The following is a 17526-nucleotide window of genomic DNA, read 5'->3' as shown; positions in this document are numbered from 1 at the left end:
GGATTGCACACCGGTGGACCGTCTCCGGAGGGGGTCGGCAGGCGGGTGCTCGGGGGGAGCCGACGGCACGGCCCCGGGGTGGGCGGCGTGTCGGAGGTGCGGCGCAGGGCACGCAGGCCCCGGACCTCAGGCCGGGGCGCCGGTCCGTGACGCGACCGCCGCGTCGAGCTTCGGCCGGTTGCGCGTGGGCAGCGCGTCGCGGGCGGGAGCGAGCTCGGCCAGCAGGTCCTGATCGGTCGTGAACGCGCGGAACGCGAATCCGATGGTGAGCCCGTGGTCGGGGCGCTCGACCACCTCGATGCCGTCGCCGGCGCCGATGTCGCCGGTCTCCAGCACGCGCAGGTAGGCGCCGGGCAGGCCGCGCTCGGTGAACCGCTTGATCAGCCGCGGCACACCCCAGTGCGCCTGGAGCTTGGCGCAGGGCGTGCGGGGCGCGGTGACCTCGGCCAGCACATCGCCGATGCGCCACCGCTCGCCCAGGACCGCCCCGGTCAGGTCGATCCCGCTGGTGCGGAGGTTCTCGCCGAACCGGCCGGCGGGCAGGTCGCGGTCGAGCTCGGCGGCCCACCGGTCGGCGTCCTCCTGGGCGTAGGCGTACAGCGCCTGGCCCTCGCCGCCGTGCCACTTCCGGTTGACCTGCACGTCGCCGTCCAGACCGAGCCGGTGGACGGCGACCCGGCCGGGCACCGGCCGCTTGTCGATGGCGCTGGTGGTGTCTCCGGCCCGCGGCAGGCGGATCGGCCGAGGGCCGGAGACGCAGACCGCGTCGATCCGGCCGGTCACTTCTTGGCGGCGGTCGGCTCGTTGGTGGAGAGCGCGGCCACGAAGGCCTCCTGGGGGACCTCGACGCGGCCGACCATCTTCATCCGCTTCTTGCCCTCCTTCTGCTTCTCCAGCAGCTTCCGCTTGCGGGTGATGTCACCGCCGTAGCACTTGGCGAGCACGTCCTTGCGGATCGCGCGGACCGTCTCGCGGGCGATCACGCGCGAGCCGACAGCGGCCTGGATCGGCACCTCGAACTGCTGCCGCGGGATGAGCTCGCGCAGCTTGCCGGCCATCATCACGCCGTAGCTGTAGGCCTTGTCCTTGTGCACGATCGCGCTGAACGCGTCGACGGCCTCGCCCTGGAGCAGGATGTCCACCTTGACCAGCGCTGACTCCTGCTCGCCGGCCTCCTGGTAGTCCAGGCTGGCGTAGCCGCGGGTCCTGGACTTCAGCGCGTCGAAGAAGTCGAAGATGATCTCGCCCAGCGGCAGGGTGTACCGCAGCTCGACCCGGGACTCGCTCAGGTAGTCCATGCCGCCCAGCTGGCCGCGCCGGCCCTGGCAGAGCTCCATGATGGCGCCGGTGTAGTCGCTGGGCGCGATGATCGTCGCGTTCACGACGGGCTCGTAGACCGTGTCGATCTTGCCCTCGGGCCAGTCGCTGGGGTTGGTCACCGTGATCTCGGAGCGGTCCTCCATCACGACCCGGTAGACGACGTTCGGCGCGGTCGAGATGAGGCTGATGCCGGCCTCGCGCTCGAGCCGCTCGCGGACGATCTCCAGGTGCAGCAGGCCGAGGAAGCCGACGCGGAAGCCGAAGCCGAGCGCGGCCGACGTCTCGGGCTCGTAGGTGAGCGCGGCGTCGTTGAGGAGGAGCTTGTCCAGGGCCTCGCGCAGCAGCGGGTACTCGCTGCCGTCGATCGGGTAGAGGCCGGAGTAGACCATCGGCCGGGGATCGCGGTAGCCGCCGATGGACTCCGAAGCCGGCTTGTGCTGGAGGGTGACCGTGTCGCCGACGCGGGACTGGCGGACGTCCTTCACGCCGGTGATGAAGTAGCCGACCTCGCCGACGCCGAGGCTCGCCACCGGCTTGGGCTCGGGTGAGATGACCCCGATCTCGAGGAGCTCGTGGGTCGCGCCGGTGGACATCATCTTGATGCGGTCGCGGGCGGAGATCCGGCCGTCGACGACGCGGACGTAGGTGATGACCCCGCGGTAGATGTCGTAGACGGAGTCGAAGATCATCGCCCGCGCCGGGGAGTCGGCCTCACCCTCGGGGGCCGGGATCTCCTGGACGATGCGGTCGAGCAGCTCGGGGACGCCCTCGCCGGTCTTGCCGCTGACCCGCAGCACGTCGTCGGCGTCGCAGCCGATGATGTGCGCGATCTCCGCGGCGTACTTCTCGGGCTGGGCCGCCGGCAGGTCGATCTTGTTGAGGACCGGGATGATCGTCAGGTCGTTCTCGAGCGCCAGGTAGAGGTTGGCCAGCGTCTGCGCCTCGATGCCCTGGGCGGCGTCGACGAGGAGCACGGCTCCCTCGCAAGCGGCCAGCGAGCGGCTCACCTCGTAGGTGAAGTCGACGTGGCCGGGGGTGTCGATCATGTCGAGGACGTACTCGTCGTCCCCGACCTTCCACGGCAGCCGGACGTTCTGCGCCTTGATGGTGATGCCGCGCTCGCGCTCGATGTCCATGCGGTCGAGGTACTGGGCGCGCATCTGCCGTGCCTCGATGATCCCGGTGACCTCGAGCATCCGGTCGGCCAGCGTCGACTTGCCGTGGTCGATGTGGGCGATGATGCAGAAGTTCCGGATACGGGCCGGATCAGTGGTGGCAGGTGTCGTCACAGTGGGCCCATCGTCCCACGGCCCGGGCCGGCTCCGGGCGAGTACCGGGAAACCGGGTGCGCCCGGGGGCTCCCGGGCGTGTGCCGTGGGTCGCCCGGTGCCGGGGTGGGCTCGGGACGACGACGCTGGTAATCTTGCAGGCCGGTCCTGTGGCGCCTGCCGCCCGGACGCATTGTCAGAACCATCCCCTCCAGACTTTCGAGGCTCACGCGTGGCGAACATCAAGTCCCAGAAGAAGCGGAACATCACCAACGAGAAGGCGCGCCAGCGCAACGTTGCCGTGAAGTCCGCCCTGAAGACCGCCGTCCGGCGCGTCCGCACCGCTGCCGAGTCGGGTGACTCCGCTGCCGCGGCCACCGCCCTGGCCACCGCCAGCAAGGCGCTCGACAAGGCCGCCAGCAAGGGCGTCATCCACAAGAACCAGGCCGCCAACCGCAAGTCGGGTCTGGCGAAGCTCACCGCCGGTCTCTGATCCGGCGCCGCGTCTGCGGACGCGGTGGTCGAACGAGCCCCCTCCCGGTCCGGGACGGGGGCTCTTTCGCGTCCGGGGGCCTGGTGACCGGGGCGGGGATCAGCGGCCGGCGCCGACCCGGCCCCGACCCGTCTCGGCACGGATGGTGACGATGCGCCGGACCGCGCGCTCGAGGGCGTAGTCGGCGCTGGCCGCGGCGCCCTTGACGTCGGCGTTGAGCTCGGCCGCCACGCCGATCGCCTGCTGCAGCCCGTCGATGCTCCAGCCGCGGGACTGGGCCTGCGCCTTCTTGATCTTCCAGGGCGGCATCTTCAGCGTGCGGGCCAGCTCGCCGGGGTTGGTCGAGCTGAGCGAGGCCACCCGGGCCGCGGTGCGCACGCCGTCGGCGATGGCGTCGGCGATGAGGACGTGCGGGACGCCCCGCTCGAGCGCCCAGCGCAGCATCTCGATGGAGCCGGCCCGGTCGCCGACCAGCACCCGCTCGGCGACGGTGAAGCCGGACACCTCGGCCTGACCGCGGTGGAAGCGGGCGACGGCGTCACCGTCGATGCTGCCGCCGAAGTCCGAGACCAGCTGGCTGGCCGCGGCCGAGAGCTGGCGCAGGTCGTTGCCGATGGCGTCGACGAGGGCGGTGACGGCGTCGGCGGTGATCCGCCCCCCGAACTGGCGGACCTCGTTGCGGGCGAAGGCCGCGAGGTCCCCCGGTGACTTGAGCTTCGGGCACTCGTCCAGCGCCGCACCCGCCGCGGTGAAGGCCTTGACCAGCGCCTCGTTGCGCTTGCCGCCGAAGTGGACGATCACCAGCGTGAGGTCGGGATCGGGGTCCTTGGCGTAGCCGATCAGCGAGTCCGCCAGGGCGGCGGCCGACTCGTGCACCCCGCTGACGACGACCAGCCGGTGGCCGCCGAACAGCGACGGAGCCAGGACGTCGGCGAGATGCCCGATCGGCAGCCCCGCCGCCGCGAGCTCGTGCACCTCGGCCTCCGGGTGGCGCTCGAGGACGGCGGAGCGCACGGCGCCGACGGCGCGGGAGCGCAGCAGCTCCTCCTCGCCCATGACGACGCGCAACCGCGAGGTGGGTTCGACGGGTCGGGCCGGCACGTCTGCATGGTGTCACGGCGCACCGACGTTCCCGCGCCCGTGCACCCGGGCCCGTCGTCGCGGCTGCCGGCGCCCGCGGCGCCGCGTTCCCCCGCTCCCCCGGGCGGCGACGCCCCACTCGCCGGCGGAGCCGACGACGGCCAGGTCGCCCTCCAGGTCGGTCCGGTGCACCCGCATGCCGGCCCCTCCCAGCCAGTCCAGCAGCTGCGCCGTGGGATGGCCGTAGGTGTTGTCCGCGCCCACCGAGACGAGGGCGACGCGAGCCCCGCTGGCGGCGAGGAAGTCCGGGTCGGCGTCGCCGCTGCCGTGGTGCGGCACCTTGAGCACGTCGGCACGCAGATCGGTGCCCTGCGCCACGAGCCGCGCCTCGGCCTCGGCGCCCAGATCGCCGGTGAACAGGATCCGCAGACCGCGCACCTCCGTCCGCACCACCAGGGAGAGGTCGTTGGGCTCCGCGGCCGCGGTGACGCGGTCGGGTGCCGGTGCCAGGACCTCGACGGCGACCTCCCCTGCTCCGGTGCGGTCACCGGGCACCAGCACCGCCCGCTGCCCACCGGACCTGCGCACCAGCGCCTCGAACGCCGGCACCCTCTCGTCCGCGGGCGAGAGGGTGCCGGTGGCCACCACGCCGACGTCCCGGCCGCCGAGTGCGCCGGCCAGGCCGGCCACGTGGTCGGCGTCCAGGTGCGAGATCAGCACCAGCGGGAGCGCGTCGATGCCGAGCCGGTCGAGGCAGCGGTCGACGGCTGCGACGTCCGGGCCGGCGTCCACGAGCACCCCGGCACCGCCGCCGACCGGCAGGACGAACGCGTCACCCTGCCCCACGTCGCAGGCGACGGCCACCGTGTCCGGCGGCGGCCAACCGCGGACGACCTGCCGCACCGGCCATCCGACGACCAGCAGACCGACGAGCGCGGCCAGGGCCAGCGGCCGCAGCGGCCGGAACCGCCACAGGAGCCATCCCGTCCCCAGCAGGAGCACGCCCAGCAGCAGGGCGCCGGTCGCCCCGGCCGGCCACCCCGCGGCACCGTCGGGCACCGCCGCGGCCTGCTGCGCGACGAGTGCGAGCCACCGGGTGGGCCAGCCGGCCACCCACACCAGCGCGTCCCCGAGGAACGGCAGGGGCACGCCCACGACCGCGGCGAGCAGCCCGAGCACGGTGGCGGCCGGGACCGCGGGCGCTGCGAGCAGGTTGGCCGGCAGCAAGACCAGGCTCACCGTTCCCGACAGCCCGGCGACGATCGGTGCCGTCACCGCCCCGGCCGCTGCGCTGACCGCTACCGCGTCGGCGAGGACCGACCAGCAGCCGCGCTCGCGCAGACGGCGGGACCACCCCGGCGCGAGCAGCACGATGCCTGCCGTCGCGGCCACCGACAGCGCGAAGCCGGGATCGCGCGCCAGTCCGGGGTCGAGCAGGAGCAGCACGGCCACTGCGCCGCTGAGCGCCGGCACCGCGGCGCGGGACCGTCCGGAGGCCAGTGCCAGCAGGGTGACCGCGCCCATGGCCGCTGCGCGGACGACGCTGGGGCTCGGGCGTGCGAGCACCACGAAGCCGACCAGCGCCAGGCCGGCGACCACCGCCTGCACGCGGCGGTCCACCGCCCGGCGGCGCAACGGCCTGAGAACCCCGGCCAGGACGATGGCGACGTTCGCCCCCGACACGGCGGTGAGGTGCGCGAGCCCGGCCCGCCGGAAGTCGTCCTCCAGCACGGGGTCCATCCCTGCGGTGTCGCCCACGACGAGGCCCGGGAGCAGACCCGCCGCCGCAGGGTCGAGGACCCGTCGGGCCGAGGCCACCAGGGCCTCCCGCACGCTGCCGGCGGCGCGCTGCAGACGATCCGGCTCCCCCACCAGCGCGGGCGGTCCGCGAGCGGACAGCACCGCGACCACGGTGTCGCCCGCCTCCGGCAGGGAGATACCGGCCCGCACGCGGACCGCCTGCCCCGGCAGCAGGTCGCGCCAGTCGTCCGCCGGCCCGAAGAGGCCCACCTCCGCGCGGAGGTGGTGGGTCACGTCGCGCTCGACGAGCCGGGTCACGGTCGCGTCGGCGACCACCCGCGGCCCGCCGGGGCCTCTCAGCACGTGGGGGTCACCGTCCAGTTCGAGCACCACGCAGGCGGTCCGCTCCACCTCCGCTGCCGCCCGCAGCGGCGACCCCTCTCGTGCGACGCCGCGGACCGCGGCCGCTGCCGAGGCGACGGCGAGGCCGGCCAGGAGAGCCAGCAGGACGGCCGCCGCCGGTCCGCGACGGCGCCCAGCGGCCAGGGCGAGCAGGCACGCCGCGAGACACGTCCAGCCGAGCGCTGACGGTGCGACCAGCGGGGCGGCCAGGGTCGTGGCCCAGATCGCGACGGCCGCGGGCACGAGCCGCAGGTCCAGCCACCGCCAGGGCCGCCACTCCTCCTGTCTCACACCCGCACCAGCTCGGCCAGTTCCGCGGCGATCGCCGGACCGATGCCGGGGACGTCGTCGAGCTCCTCCACGCTGCGGAAGGGCCCCTGCGACTCCCGCTGGTCGACGATGCGCTGGGCGAGCACCGGACCGATGCCGGGCAACGCGTCGAGCTCGGCGACCCCGGCGGCGTTCAGGTCCACCCGTCCGCCGCCGGCAGCGCCGGCGGTCGTGCCGGCCGGTGAGGCCGGAGCGCCGACGGCCAGCTGCTCGCCGTCCGCGACCACCGCGGCGAGGTTGACCGATGCGGCGTCGGCCTCGGGCAGCAGCCCGCCGGCCGCGGCGATCGCGTCGGCGACGCGCGCGCCGGTCGGCAGGGTCACCAGGCCTGGCCGGACCACCTGCCCGACGACGGAGACGACGACGGTCTCCGTCGTCTCGGCGACCTCGCCCATCGGCGTCGTGGACGGGGCGCCGGCAGTGGCAGCGGCCGGACCTCCGACCGGCTCGACGCGGGGCCTGTCCCACCACGTCCACCCGGCCAGCAGCAGGGCCGCCACGAGCGCCGCCAGCCACAGAGAGCGTGCCCCGGGGCGGCCCGGGTCCCACCGCGTCCCCGGGCCGGGGGCGCGGTGGCGGCCGATGCCGGACGGGAGCCCGGCAACGGTTCCGTCGTCGTCCGGGGCGATCGGCGCGGTGACCTCGTCGCCCGGCCAACCGCCGGGAGGCGGGCGGTCGTCGATCTCCTCGGGGACCCATCCCCCGTGGTGGTCCCGCTCGTCGAGCAGCCGCCTCAGGCGCGCACGGATGACGTCGGCGTCGTCGCTGCGGCGGGAGGGAAGTCGCACGGCGCGACGCTAGGAACGGGCGGACGCCGGGCGGCACCTCGTCGGGGATCTGTGGACGGGACAGACGGCTGTGGACGACGAGCGCCCACTCCGGGCCGGTGCGCGGCAGTCTGCCGCGCATGCCGCCCTCGTCCCTGCGCTCAGTTCTCCGCCGGCTCCTGCCAGAACGGCGCCACCACGATGCCGACCGCCCCGGGGCCGACGTGCGCACCGATGGCAGCGCCCAGCTCGCTGACGTGCAGCTCCCGCAGCTGCGGCAGGCGGTCGCGGAGCTCGGCTGCCAGCCGGTCGGCCTTCTCGGGGGCGGCGAGGTGGTGGACCGCGATCGACACCGGCCCCTCCCCGGCCGTCTCGACAGCCCGCTGCACCAGCCGGCTCAGCGCCCGCGCGGACGTGCGCACCTTCTCCAGCGGGACGACGCGGCCGTCCTGCACGTGCAGGACCGGCTTGACCGCGAGCGCCGATCCGAGGACGGCGGCCGCGGAGCCGATCCTCCCACCCCGGCGCAGGTGCTCGAGGGTGTCGACCACGAAGTACGTCCGGGTCGCGTCCGCCGTCTCCCGGGCGGTGCGGACCACGGTCGCCGGGTCGGCGCCGGCTGCCGCGGACCGGGCCGCGGCGAGGACGGCGAAGCCCGCGCCCATCGCCGCCGAGCGCGTGTCGACCACCGTCACGATGTGCTCGCCCACCTGCGACGCGGCCAGGCGCGCGGCATCGCACGTGCCCGACAGCTCCGAGGAGAGGTGGATGGAGACCAGCCGGTCGGCACCGTCGTCGAGCGCCCCGCGGTAGGCGGCCACGAAGTCACCGGGCGTGGGCCGCGACGTCGAGACCGTCTGCCCGCGGACCGACAAGGTGCGGGCCACCTCCTCCGGCCCGATGTCCCAGCCCTCGCGGCCCGACCGCCCGGCCAGGACGACGTACAGCGGCACCACGTGGATGCCGTAGCCCTCGATCAGCTCGTCGGGGAGGTAGGCCGTCGAATCGGTGACTACGGCGACGGGCACCCGGCGAGGCTAGCCCGCGGCTCCGGGAGATCGGCGGGAGCGCGCGGGGCGCCGGTTCGGCGGCGCGCCCTCAGACGGCGTCGGCGTCACCCGGCGGCGGAGGAGCCGCCCCCTCGGGCGTCGCCACCGCGTCGGCGGGCGGTACCGGGCCGGCGCCCTCGACCCGCCCCTCGGGACGCCGGTGCACGGTGCTGTTGTGCCGCAGCAGCCGCCAGCGACCGCCCTGGACGGAGAGCTCGCTCCAGGCGCAGTTGGCCAGGGGGCCGAGGAACCGGCGGTGCTCGGGACCGAGACCGACCAGGCGCTCGATCAGCCGTCCCGCCGTGCCTCCGTGCGTCACGACGACGGCGACGGCCGCGGCCGGCAGATCGGCGAGCGCCGCCACCGCGCGCTCACCGACGGCGGCAGGCTCCTCGCCACCGCGCCCGAGAACCTGCCGCCCCGCCGTCCAGTCGGCGTACTGCTCGGGGAAGCGCTCCTCCACCTCCGCCCGGGTGAGGCCCTCCCAGGAGCCCATGCCGTGCTCCCGCAGCCGCTCGTCGAGGCGCACCTCCACGCCGAGCAGCGAGCCCAGCGTCCGCGCGGTCTCCGCTGCCCGGTCCAGGTCGCTGGACACCACGACGGTGTCCTGCGGCGGAAGCCCCGCGGCGACGTAGGGGGCGGCCTCGGCGGCCTGCCGGCGACCGGTGACGTCCAGGGGCGGGTCGAGCTGGCCCTGGAAGCGGCCCTCGGCGTTCCACTCGGTGCGGCCGTGCCGCCAGAGGACGAGCCGCGGGACCGGCAGGGCGGGCAGTGGTCCCCCGCTCACCGGCCGGCGGGCTCCCCGTCGGCCGACGGGTCACCGTCGGAGCCGGCGGCACGCTCTGCCTCCGGGGAGGCGCTGTCGACGAACGGGATGGTCGGGCAGTCCTTCCAGAGGCGCTCGAGGGCGTAGTACGCGCGCTCCTCGGCGTGCTGCACGTGCACGACGACGTCGACGAAGTCCAGCAGCACCCAGCGGGCCTCTGCGACGCCCTCGCGGCGGACCGGCTTGATGCCGTGCTGGCGGAGCCGCTCCTCCACCTCGTCCACGATCGACTGGACCTGGCGCTCGTTGGGCGCCGAGGCCAGCACGAAGGCATCGGTGATCGCGAGACGGTCGCTCACGTCGACGATGGACACGTCGGTGGCGAGCTTGTCCGCAGCCGCCTGAGCGGCGAGCAGCGCGGTGTCCCGCGCCTCGGCCGAGGCGGTCATCGGGGTACCTCCTGGAGGGAGTCGTTCGGTGGGTGGGTGGCGGGCGGGCGGGCGCCGTCGACGGGAGCCCGCCGCGGGCCCTCGCGGTACAGGCCGCGCTTCTCGATGTACTGCACCACGCCGTCGGGGACGAGGTACCAGACGGGCATGCCGCGCCCGACGCGGCCGCGGCAGTCGGTCGAGCTGATCGCCAGGGCGGGCACCTCGACGAGGCTGACCACGCCCTCGGGCAGGTGGGCGTCGGCCAGGTGGAAGCCGGGCCGCGTCACGCCGATGAAGTGCGCCAGCTCGAACAGCTGCTGGTTCTCCCGCCAGCTGACGATCTGGGACAGGGCGTCCGCGCCGGTGATGAAGAACAGCTCGGCGTCCGGCCGCTGTTGGCGCAGGTCGGTCAGCGTGTCGATCGTGTAGGTCGGTCCGCCGCGGTCGATGTCGACCCTGCTCACGGAGAACCGGGGGTTGGAGGCCGTGGCGATGACCGTCATCAGGTAGCGGTCCTCCGCCGGGCTCACCTCGCGGTCGCTCTTCTGCCACGGCTCTCCCGTGGGCACGAAGATGACCTCGTCGAGGCCGAACAGCCCGGCGACCTCGCTGGCGGCGACGAGGTGCCCGTGGTGGATGGGGTCGAACGTCCCACCCATGATCCCGACCCGGCCGCCTGCCACCGCACGAGAGTATCCGGGCCCACCGGAGCCGGCCCCGGCGGACCGACCCCGGCCGGCGGCTCCGGAGCCCACCCGGAGGCGGGCCCCGGAACCGCCACGACCGGCTCCCCCGTGCAGCCGGTCGCAGTCCAGGCCGTGCGTCGTCGCACGGATCGTGCGGCGCGGTCAGCTGCCCCGGCGCCGCGCTGACCAACGCGGCACCCGGCGATGGGTTACGGCCCTCCGGCGTGTCGCCTTGTGGTCGTCGGCACACACCGTCCGCGGACCGTGCCGACAGGTCGACGAACCCGCACGTCGACATGTCGCCCACGGCCCGCCGGCCGCGGGCTCAGAGGGTCGTGACGAACTCCGCCAGCTGCGCTGCGTTGCGGCACTCGACCATGTCGATGACCTCGCCGTAGCGATGGGCCGCCGAGTCGCCGCTCCCCCACAACCGCTGCGGCTCGGGGTTGAGCCAGTGCGCCGACCGCGACCGGCGGACCAGGTCGGCCAGCACGGGCAGTCCCGGCGGCCGGTAGTTCGTGCGGCCGTCGCCCAGCACGAGCAGCGAGGTCTTCGGCCCGACGGCCGACGCCCAGCGGTCGGCGAACACCTCGAACGCGGTGCCGTAGTCGCTGTGCCCGTCGAAGCCGACCACGTCGGCCTCGCGCCCGATCCGCGAGACCGCGTCCACGACGTCCGCGCCCGGGCGGAAGAAGCGGGTGACCTCGTCGGTCGTGTCGACGAACGCGAAGGCCCGGACGCCGGTGAAGTGCTCGCGCAGCGCCTGGGTCAGCATGAGCGTGAAGTGGCTGAACCCGGCCACCGACCCGCTGACGTCGCACAGCACGACCAGCTCCGGCTTGTGCACCTTGCGCGGCCGGTGGTGGGTCACCACGGGCACCCCGCCGGTGCCCAGCGAGGCCCGCACCGTCTTGCGGAAGTCCAGCCGGCCCTCCCGGCCCAGCCGCCGCCGCGCGGACAGCCGCACGGCCAGGCGCCGCGCCAGCGGGGCGACGGCCCGGCGCAGCTCGGCCAGGTCCGAGGACTGGGCCCGCAGGAAGTCGACCTGGTCGGCCAGCGGGCGGACGGCGTTCTTCGCGACCTTGTCCCGGCCCTTCTCGGCCGCGGTGCGCCGGCGCACCTCCGACTCGATCGCCGCCCGCAGCGCCGTGAGCCGCTCGCGGATCGTCTGCCGCGCCACCTGCTCGGCCAGCCCGCCGCGGTCGCCCTCCGCCAGCAGCCCGGCGAGCAGCTGCGCGACGAGGGTGTCCGGTGACAGCGCCCGCAGCACCCGGTAGCTGAAGTACGACTGCCCCGACGGCGAGGGCTGCCCGCGGCCGAGCAGCTCCACGGCCTCCCGCGCGAACCGGCGCAGCGCCTCGGGGTCGCCCTCCAGCAGCAGCCGGAGCAGCTGCTCGCGCATCAGGGCGGCCAGGTCGACGCCGTCGTCCCCCGGCAGGTCCAGCGTCGACTCCGGGGCCTCGCCGTCGGCCTCGCCGTCCGGCTCGTCGTCGTCGGCCGGTCGGGGCCGGTCGGACAGCGGCCACCACAGGTCGAACAGGACGTCGTAGGTCGGCCGCTGCGCCGCCCGCTGGAGCAGCACCGCGGCCAGGCCGTGCCGGAGCTGCTCGCGGTCCAGCAGGTCGACGACGGTGAGGATCTCCGCGGCGTCCACGGCCTGGCTGATGCCGACCGGGATCCCGGCCTCGCGGACCGCCCGGACGAACCCGTCCAGGTGGCCGGCGAGCCCACCGGGCTCGACACGAGGAGCCGGGACCGTCATCAGTTCAGCCGCAGCTCGGCGGCGGCACGGTCCTGGTCGCTGGCGTGCTTGAGCACCACGCCCAGCGTCGAGCGCACCGCGGTCTCGTCGAGGGTGTCGAGCCCCAGCTCGAGCAGGGTCTGCGCCCAGTCGAGGGTCTCGGAGATCGACGGCGACTTCTTCAGCTCGAGGGCCCGCATCGCGCGGACCGTCCGCACGAGCTGCTCGGCCAGACCCGGCGCCAGGTCGGGCACCCGCGACAGCACGATCTCCCGCTCGCGCTCGGCGGTGGGGTAGTCAAGCGCCAGGTAGAGGCAGCGGCGCTTGAGGGCCTCCGACAGCTCGCGCGTGGCGTTGGAGGTGAGCACGACCATCGGCCGCCGCGTCGCCGTCACCGTCCCGAGCTCGGGGATCGTCACCTGGAAGTCCGACAGCACCTCCAGGAGCAGCCCCTCGACCTCCACGTCGGCCTTGTCGGTCTCGTCGATCAGCAGCACGGTCGGCTCGGTGCGCCGGATGGCGGTCAGCAGCGGGCGGGAGAGCAGGAACTCCTCGCCGAAGATGTCGTCGTGGACGGTGTCCCAGTCGGCGCCGTCGGTCCCCTGCGACGCCTGGATGCGGAGCAGCTGCTTCTTGTAGTTCCACTCGTACAGCGCACGGGCCTCGTCCAGCCCCTCGTAGCACTGCAGCCGGATCAGCTCGGCACCCGTCGCGGTCGCCAGCGCCTTGGCCAGCTCGGTCTTGCCCGTGCCGGCCGGCCCCTCCACCAGCAGCGGCTTGCCCAGCCGGTCGGCCAGGAAGACCGTCGTCGAGATCTGGGCGTCGGGCAGGTACCCGGCTTCGGCGAGCCGCTTCTCGACGTCCCCGACCGAGGAGAACTGCGGGAACTGGGACGGCGGACGGGGCACGGAAAGGGCCTCTCGTTCGGGCGGTGTGGTGGGTGGACCTCAGCGGGTGTGACCGGTGCCGGTCACGACGTAGGTGGTGGAGGTGAGCTCGGGCAGGCCCAGCGGCCCCCGCGCGTGCAGCTTCTGCGTCGAGATGCCGATCTCGGCGCCGAAGCCGAACTCACCGCCGTCGGTGAAGCGCGTCGAGGCGTTGACCATGACCGCGGCGGCGTCGACACCCGCGGTGAAGGCGGCGATCGCGGCAGCGGAGTCGGCGACGATCGCCTCGGTGTGCCCGGTGCTCCACCGCTCGATGTGGTCGAGCGCCTCCTGGAGGTCGTCCACCACGCGCACCGCCATGTCCATCGACAGGTACTCGGTGGCCCAGTCCTCGTCGCCGGCCGGGACGACGCCGTCGTGGGCGGCGCGGGCGGCGTCGTCGCCGTGCAGCGCGACCCCGGAACCGGCCAGCGCCGCGAGCAGCCGGGCCAGGTGCGGGTAGCCACGGTGGACCAGCAGCGTCTCGGCCGAGTTGCAGACGCTCACCCGGTGCGTCTTGGAGTTGAGCACGACCGCCTCGGCGATCACCGGATCGGCCGAGGCGTCGACGTAGACGTGGACGTTGCCCTCACCGGTCTCGATCACCGGCACCCGCGACTCCCGGACGACCCGCTGGATCAGGGAGGCGCCACCGCGCGGGATGACCACGTCGACCAGCCCGCGTGCGCTCAGCAGCTCACCGACCGACGCCCGGTCAGCCGGCAGCAGCTCGACCGAACCGGCGGGCAGGCCCGCCTTCTCCGCCGTCTCGGCCAGGATCGCGACGAGCGCGGTGTTCGTGCCGAACGCCGAGGCCGAACCGCGCAGCAGCGCCGCGTTGCCGCTCTTGAGGCAGAGGCCGGCGGCGTCGACGGTCACGTTGGGGCGGGCCTCGTAGACGATCCCGACGACGCCCAGCGGCACCCGCACCTGGCGCAGTTGCAGGCCGTTGGGCAGCCGGGAGCCGCGCACGACGTCGCCGACCGGGTCGGGCAGGGCGACCAGGTCGCGCAGGGCCGCGGCCACGCCCGCCACCCGGCCTGCGTCCAGGCGCAGGCGGTCGAGCACCGACTCGGGGGTGCCGTCGGCCGCCGCGGCCTCGACGTCGGCGGCGTTGGCCGCGAGGATCTCGTCCGTGCGCTCGACCAGGGCGTCGGCCATCGCGGCCAGTGCCGAGTCCTTCACGTCGGTCGGCAGCGTGCGCAGCACCCGTGCCGCCGCCCGCGCGCGCAGCGCAGCGGCACCGATCAACGGCAGCGAAGAGACGTCGGGCACGCCCGCGAGGGTACGCGGGCCCTCCCCCGCACCGGCCCGCCTGCCACCGACCGGGCGACCTATGTGAGAATGATTCCCATGAACGCTTCCGCCGTCCGCTGGACCGCCCTGACCGCGCTCTCCTCCGCCGCGCTCCTCACGGCGGGCTGCGGCTCGGACGACGGCGGATCGGGCGGCGGCGACGACGGGCTGACCGTCGTGGCCGGCTTCTACCCGCTCGAGTGGGCGGCCGCCCGGGTCGGCGGTGACCGGATCTCGGTCTCCTCGCTCACGCCGCCCGGCGCCGAGGCGCACGACCTCGAGCTCACGCCGAAGGACGTCGCGGCCGTCGGCGAGGCGGACCTGCTGGTCTACCTCGACGGGTTCCAGCCGGCGCTGGACGAGGCGGCCCACTCCGAGGGCGGCGACCACGCGTGGGACGCCGGCCGGGCGGCCGACCTGGTCTCCCCCGACGAGCACGGGGGCCACGAGGAGGACGGGGAGCACGCCGAGGAGGACGGGCACGACCACGGCGACGAGGCGATCGACCCGCACTTCTGGCTCGACCCCACCCGGCTCGCCTCGGTCGGCGACGCCCTGGCCGATCGCCTCACCGAGCTCGACCCGGACGGCGCGGCCTCGTACGAGGAGAACGCGGCCGCCCTCCGCGCCGACCTGGAGGCCCTGGACACCGAGATGGAGACCGGGCTGGCCGGCTGCGCCGTCGACACCCTCGTCACCAGCCACGACGCCTTCGGCTACCTGGCCGACCGCTACGGTCTGGAGGTGGTCGGCATCAGCGGGCTGAGCCCCTCCCAGGAGCCCGACCCCTCCCAGCTCGCCGAGATCGCGTCCCTGGTCCGCGAACGCGGCGTCACGACCGTCTACACCGAGACCCTCGTCGACCCGGCCGTCGCCGAGACCGTCGCGGACGAGGCCGGCGTGCGGACCGCCGTCCTCGACCCGATCGAGGGGCTGACCGACGAGTCGCCGGGCGAGGACTATCTCCAGGTGATGCGCGCCAACCTCGCCACCCTGCAGGAAGGCCAGTCCTGTTCATGACGCCGCCCGGCACGCCGGCGATCCGGCTCCACGACGCCACGATCGGCTACGACGACGTCCCGATCGTCCAGGGCGTCGACCTGACCGTGGGCCACGGCGAGGCGATCGCCGTCCTCGGGTCGAACGGGTCGGGGAAGACCACCCTGGCCCGCGGGCTGCTCGGGCTCGCCCCGGTGCTCGGCGGCGAGGTGGAGCTGCTCGGATCGCCGGTCGGCCGGCTGCGCGAGCGGGGGCGGGTCGGCTACGTGCCCCAGCGGCACACCGTCAGCGGCGCCGTCCCGGCCACCGTCCGCGAGGTCGTCTCGGTCGGCCGGCTGGCCCGGCTCGGCCTCTTCCGCCGCCTCGGCGCCGCCGACCGCGCGGCCGTCGGTGACGCGGTGGCCGCCGTCGGCCTGGCCGACCGCATGGAGGAGCCGGTCGCCTCGCTCTCGGGCGGGCAGCAGCGGCGCGTGCTCGTCGCGCGGGCACTGGCCGCCCAGCCGGAGCTGCTGATCATGGACGAGCCGACAGCCGGGGTCGACGCCCCCAGCCAGCACGCGCTGGCCGAGGTCCTCGCCCGGGTCTCGGCCGCCGGCACCACGCTCGTCGTCGTCACCCACGAGAGCGGCCCGCTGGCCGCCGTGCTGACCCGCGCGGTCGTCGTCGACCAGGGCCGCATCTCCTACGACGGCCCGCTGGCCGGCGCCGAGCGCGGCCACCGCCACGACGACGCCCACTGCGGCCCGGGCGAGGAGCCGGCCCGCCCCGGCTACCGCCTCGACCAGCCCACGGTGGCGGCACGGACCCGGGGGCGCTGACGTGGAGATCCTCGAGTACGGCTTCATGCAGCGCGCGCTGCTGGCCTCGCTGATGGTGGGGCTGGTCGCGCCCGCGGTCGGCATCTTCCTGGTCCAGCGGCGGCTGTCGCTGCTCGGCGACGGCCTCGGGCACGTCGCGCTGACCGGCGTCGGCATCGGCGTCCTGACCTCGACCGCGCCGGTGGGTGCCGCCCTGGTCGCGGCCGTCCTGGGCGCGGTCCTCATCGAGCTGGTCCGGGCGCGCGGCCGCACCAGCGGCGACGTCGCCCTCGCCGTCCTCTTCTACGGCGGCATCGCCGGCGGCGTCGTGCTGCTCAGCCTGGCGCCGCGGGGGCAGGCCACCAACCTCGAGGCCTACCTCTTCGGCGCGATCACCACGACGAGCGGCAGCGATCTCGCCGTCTTCGCGGTCATCGCCCTCGCGGTGCTCGCCGTCGTCGGCCTGCTGGGCCAGCGGCTCTACGCGGTCAGCGACGACGAGGAGTACGCCCGGGCCGTCGGCCTGCCCGTGCTGGCCCTGAACATCGTGCTGGCCGCTCTGGTCGCCGCCACGGTCGTGCTCTCGATGCGGGTCGTGGGTCTGCTGCTGATCAGCGCGCTGATGATCGTGCCGAGCGCGGTCGCCCAGCTGGTCGCCCGCAGCTTCCGCCAGGCGCTCTACCTGGCCTGCGCCATCGGCCTGGTGGTCAGCGTCTCGGGGACGACGGCGTCGTACTACACGGGCACCCCGTCGGGCGGGACGATCGTCCTGCTGGCCATCGCGCTGTTCCTGCTGGTGTCGGCCGCGGTGGCGCTGCGCGAGACCACCGCCCGCCGCCGGCACCGCCGGCGCGGTGAGGTGCACGCCGCCCACCCGCACGAGCACGGGAGCGGGTGCGGGCACGAGCCGGTCCCCCACGGCGACCACGTCGACTACGACCACGACGGCCACCTGCACGCACCGCACCTGACCAGCTCGGGCGTCCACTACGACGAGCACGGAGCGGGAGGTGCCCGGTGAGCCTGCCCGACCAGGCCGAGGGGACGACGCGCCGTCCGAGCCGCCAGCGCAGCGCCGTGCTGGCGCTGCTCGACGGGCTCGACGGGTTCCGCAGCGCCCAGGACCTGCACGCCCTGCTGCGCCAGCGCGGGGACTCCGTGGGGCTGGCGACCGTCTACCGGGCGCTGCAGGCGCTGGTGGACGACGGGCAGGTCGACGTCCTGCGCGGTGACGACGGCGAGGCCTCCTACCGGCGCTGCTCGACCGGGCACCACCACCACCTGGTGTGCCGGTCGTGCGGCCGGACCGTGGAGGTCGCCGACCCGCCGGTCGAGCGGTGGGCCGCCCGCGTGGCGGCCGAGCACGGCTTCGCCGACGTCCAGCACCAGCTCGAGGTCTTCGGCATCTGCTCGGACTGCGCCGCCCGAGGCTGAG

At 74.8% G+C, this 17526-nt stretch carries 17 protein-coding genes; 5 read left to right on the top strand and 12 right to left on the bottom strand.

Going from position 1 to position 17526, the window contains the following annotated elements:
* Nucleotides 1–126 precede the first annotated feature (126 nt).
* Both DCS98_RS11170 and lepA read right to left on the bottom strand, forming a co-directional pair.
* Nucleotides 127–783, bottom strand: coding sequence for an MOSC domain-containing protein (locus DCS98_RS11170; RefSeq protein ID WP_116451421.1), 657 nt, complete (start codon nucleotides 781–783; stop codon nucleotides 127–129).
* Entirely contained in the window at nucleotides 780–2609 is a 1830-nt protein-coding gene (gene lepA / locus DCS98_RS11165; protein WP_116451420.1) for a translation elongation factor 4, read from the bottom strand. Before lepA ends, DCS98_RS11170 begins: the two co-directional genes overlap by 4 nt.
* A gap of 211 nt (nucleotides 2610–2820) precedes the next feature.
* On the opposite strand from lepA, the gene rpsT reads away from it, so the two are divergent.
* A complete protein-coding gene (rpsT, locus tag DCS98_RS11160; RefSeq protein ID WP_116451419.1) occupies nucleotides 2821–3081 on the top strand; it encodes a 30S ribosomal protein S20 in 261 nt (86 codons plus the stop codon).
* 99 nt (nucleotides 3082–3180) lie between these two features.
* Here the strand turns inward: rpsT and holA are convergent, their stop codons facing one another.
* The 10 genes from holA to DCS98_RS11115 all read right to left on the bottom strand — a co-directional run bounded on the left by holA (nucleotide 3181) and on the right by DCS98_RS11115 (nucleotide 14274).
* Nucleotides 3181–4182 carry a DNA polymerase III subunit delta gene (holA, locus tag DCS98_RS23600; RefSeq protein ID WP_241037585.1) on the bottom strand — a complete coding sequence of 334 codons (1002 nt, stop codon included), beginning with the start codon at nucleotides 4180–4182 and terminating at the stop codon, nucleotides 3181–3183.
* 12 nt (nucleotides 4183–4194) lie between these two features.
* On the bottom strand, nucleotides 4195–6594 hold the full coding sequence (locus tag DCS98_RS11155; protein ID WP_241037583.1) for a ComEC/Rec2 family competence protein: 2400 nt from the start codon (nucleotides 6592–6594) through the stop codon (nucleotides 4195–4197).
* Nucleotides 6591–7421: a ComEA family DNA-binding protein gene (locus tag DCS98_RS11150; RefSeq protein ID WP_116451418.1), complete on the bottom strand. Its 831-nt coding sequence runs from the start codon at nucleotides 7419–7421 to the stop codon at nucleotides 6591–6593. The genes DCS98_RS11155 and DCS98_RS11150 overlap by 4 nt, the downstream gene beginning before the upstream one ends.
* A 140-nt stretch (nucleotides 7422–7561) precedes the next feature.
* The gene (locus DCS98_RS11145) at nucleotides 7562–8428 is read right to left on the bottom strand and encodes a DegV family protein (RefSeq protein WP_116451417.1); all 867 of its coding nucleotides are present in this window, start codon (nucleotides 8426–8428) and stop codon (nucleotides 7562–7564) included.
* A 70-nt stretch (nucleotides 8429–8498) separates the two neighbouring features.
* The gene (locus tag DCS98_RS11140) at nucleotides 8499–9236 is read right to left on the bottom strand and encodes a histidine phosphatase family protein (protein WP_116451416.1); all 738 of its coding nucleotides are present in this window, start codon (nucleotides 9234–9236) and stop codon (nucleotides 8499–8501) included.
* On the bottom strand, nucleotides 9233–9664 hold the full coding sequence (rsfS, locus tag DCS98_RS11135; RefSeq protein ID WP_116451415.1) for a ribosome silencing factor: 432 nt from the start codon (nucleotides 9662–9664) through the stop codon (nucleotides 9233–9235). The genes DCS98_RS11140 and rsfS overlap by 4 nt, the downstream gene beginning before the upstream one ends.
* A complete protein-coding gene (gene nadD / locus DCS98_RS11130) occupies nucleotides 9661–10329 on the bottom strand; it encodes a nicotinate-nucleotide adenylyltransferase (protein ID WP_241037581.1) in 669 nt (222 codons plus the stop codon). The genes rsfS and nadD overlap by 4 nt, the downstream gene beginning before the upstream one ends.
* 328 nt (nucleotides 10330–10657) lie before the next feature.
* A complete protein-coding gene (locus tag DCS98_RS11125) occupies nucleotides 10658–12094 on the bottom strand; it encodes a vWA domain-containing protein (RefSeq protein ID WP_116451414.1) in 1437 nt (478 codons plus the stop codon).
* On the bottom strand, nucleotides 12094–12981 hold the full coding sequence (locus DCS98_RS11120) for an AAA family ATPase (RefSeq protein WP_116451413.1): 888 nt from the start codon (nucleotides 12979–12981) through the stop codon (nucleotides 12094–12096). The genes DCS98_RS11125 and DCS98_RS11120 overlap by 1 nt, the downstream gene beginning before the upstream one ends.
* Nucleotides 12982–13020: 39 nt before the next feature.
* Entirely contained in the window at nucleotides 13021–14274 is a 1254-nt protein-coding gene (locus DCS98_RS11115; protein ID WP_116451412.1) for a glutamate-5-semialdehyde dehydrogenase, read from the bottom strand.
* Nucleotides 14275–14352: 78 nt separating this feature from the next.
* On the opposite strand from DCS98_RS11115, the gene DCS98_RS11110 reads away from it, so the two are divergent.
* The 4 genes from DCS98_RS11110 to DCS98_RS11095 are packed head-to-tail and all read left to right on the top strand — an operon-like array spanning nucleotide 14353 to nucleotide 17525.
* A complete protein-coding gene (locus tag DCS98_RS11110) occupies nucleotides 14353–15315 on the top strand; it encodes a metal ABC transporter substrate-binding protein (RefSeq protein WP_116451411.1) in 963 nt (320 codons plus the stop codon).
* Nucleotides 15312–16112, top strand: coding sequence for a metal ABC transporter ATP-binding protein (locus DCS98_RS11105; RefSeq protein WP_116451410.1), 801 nt, complete (start codon nucleotides 15312–15314; stop codon nucleotides 16110–16112). The genes DCS98_RS11110 and DCS98_RS11105 overlap by 4 nt, the downstream gene beginning before the upstream one ends.
* Before the next feature lies 1 nt (nucleotide 16113).
* On the top strand, nucleotides 16114–17112 hold the full coding sequence (locus DCS98_RS11100) for a metal ABC transporter permease (protein WP_116451409.1): 999 nt from the start codon (nucleotides 16114–16116) through the stop codon (nucleotides 17110–17112).
* Complete coding sequence (locus tag DCS98_RS11095; RefSeq protein ID WP_116451408.1) at nucleotides 17109–17525, top strand: Fur family transcriptional regulator; 417 nt, start codon at nucleotides 17109–17111, stop codon at nucleotides 17523–17525. The genes DCS98_RS11100 and DCS98_RS11095 overlap by 4 nt, the downstream gene beginning before the upstream one ends.
* Nucleotide 17526 lies beyond the last annotated feature (1 nt).

It is taken from the genome of Blastococcus litoris (genome assembly GCF_003075095.1).
GTDB classification, from domain to species: domain Bacteria; phylum Actinomycetota; class Actinomycetes; order Mycobacteriales; family Geodermatophilaceae; genus Blastococcus_B; species Blastococcus_B litoris.
This window is presented reverse-complemented; position numbering and strand designations above follow the sequence as displayed.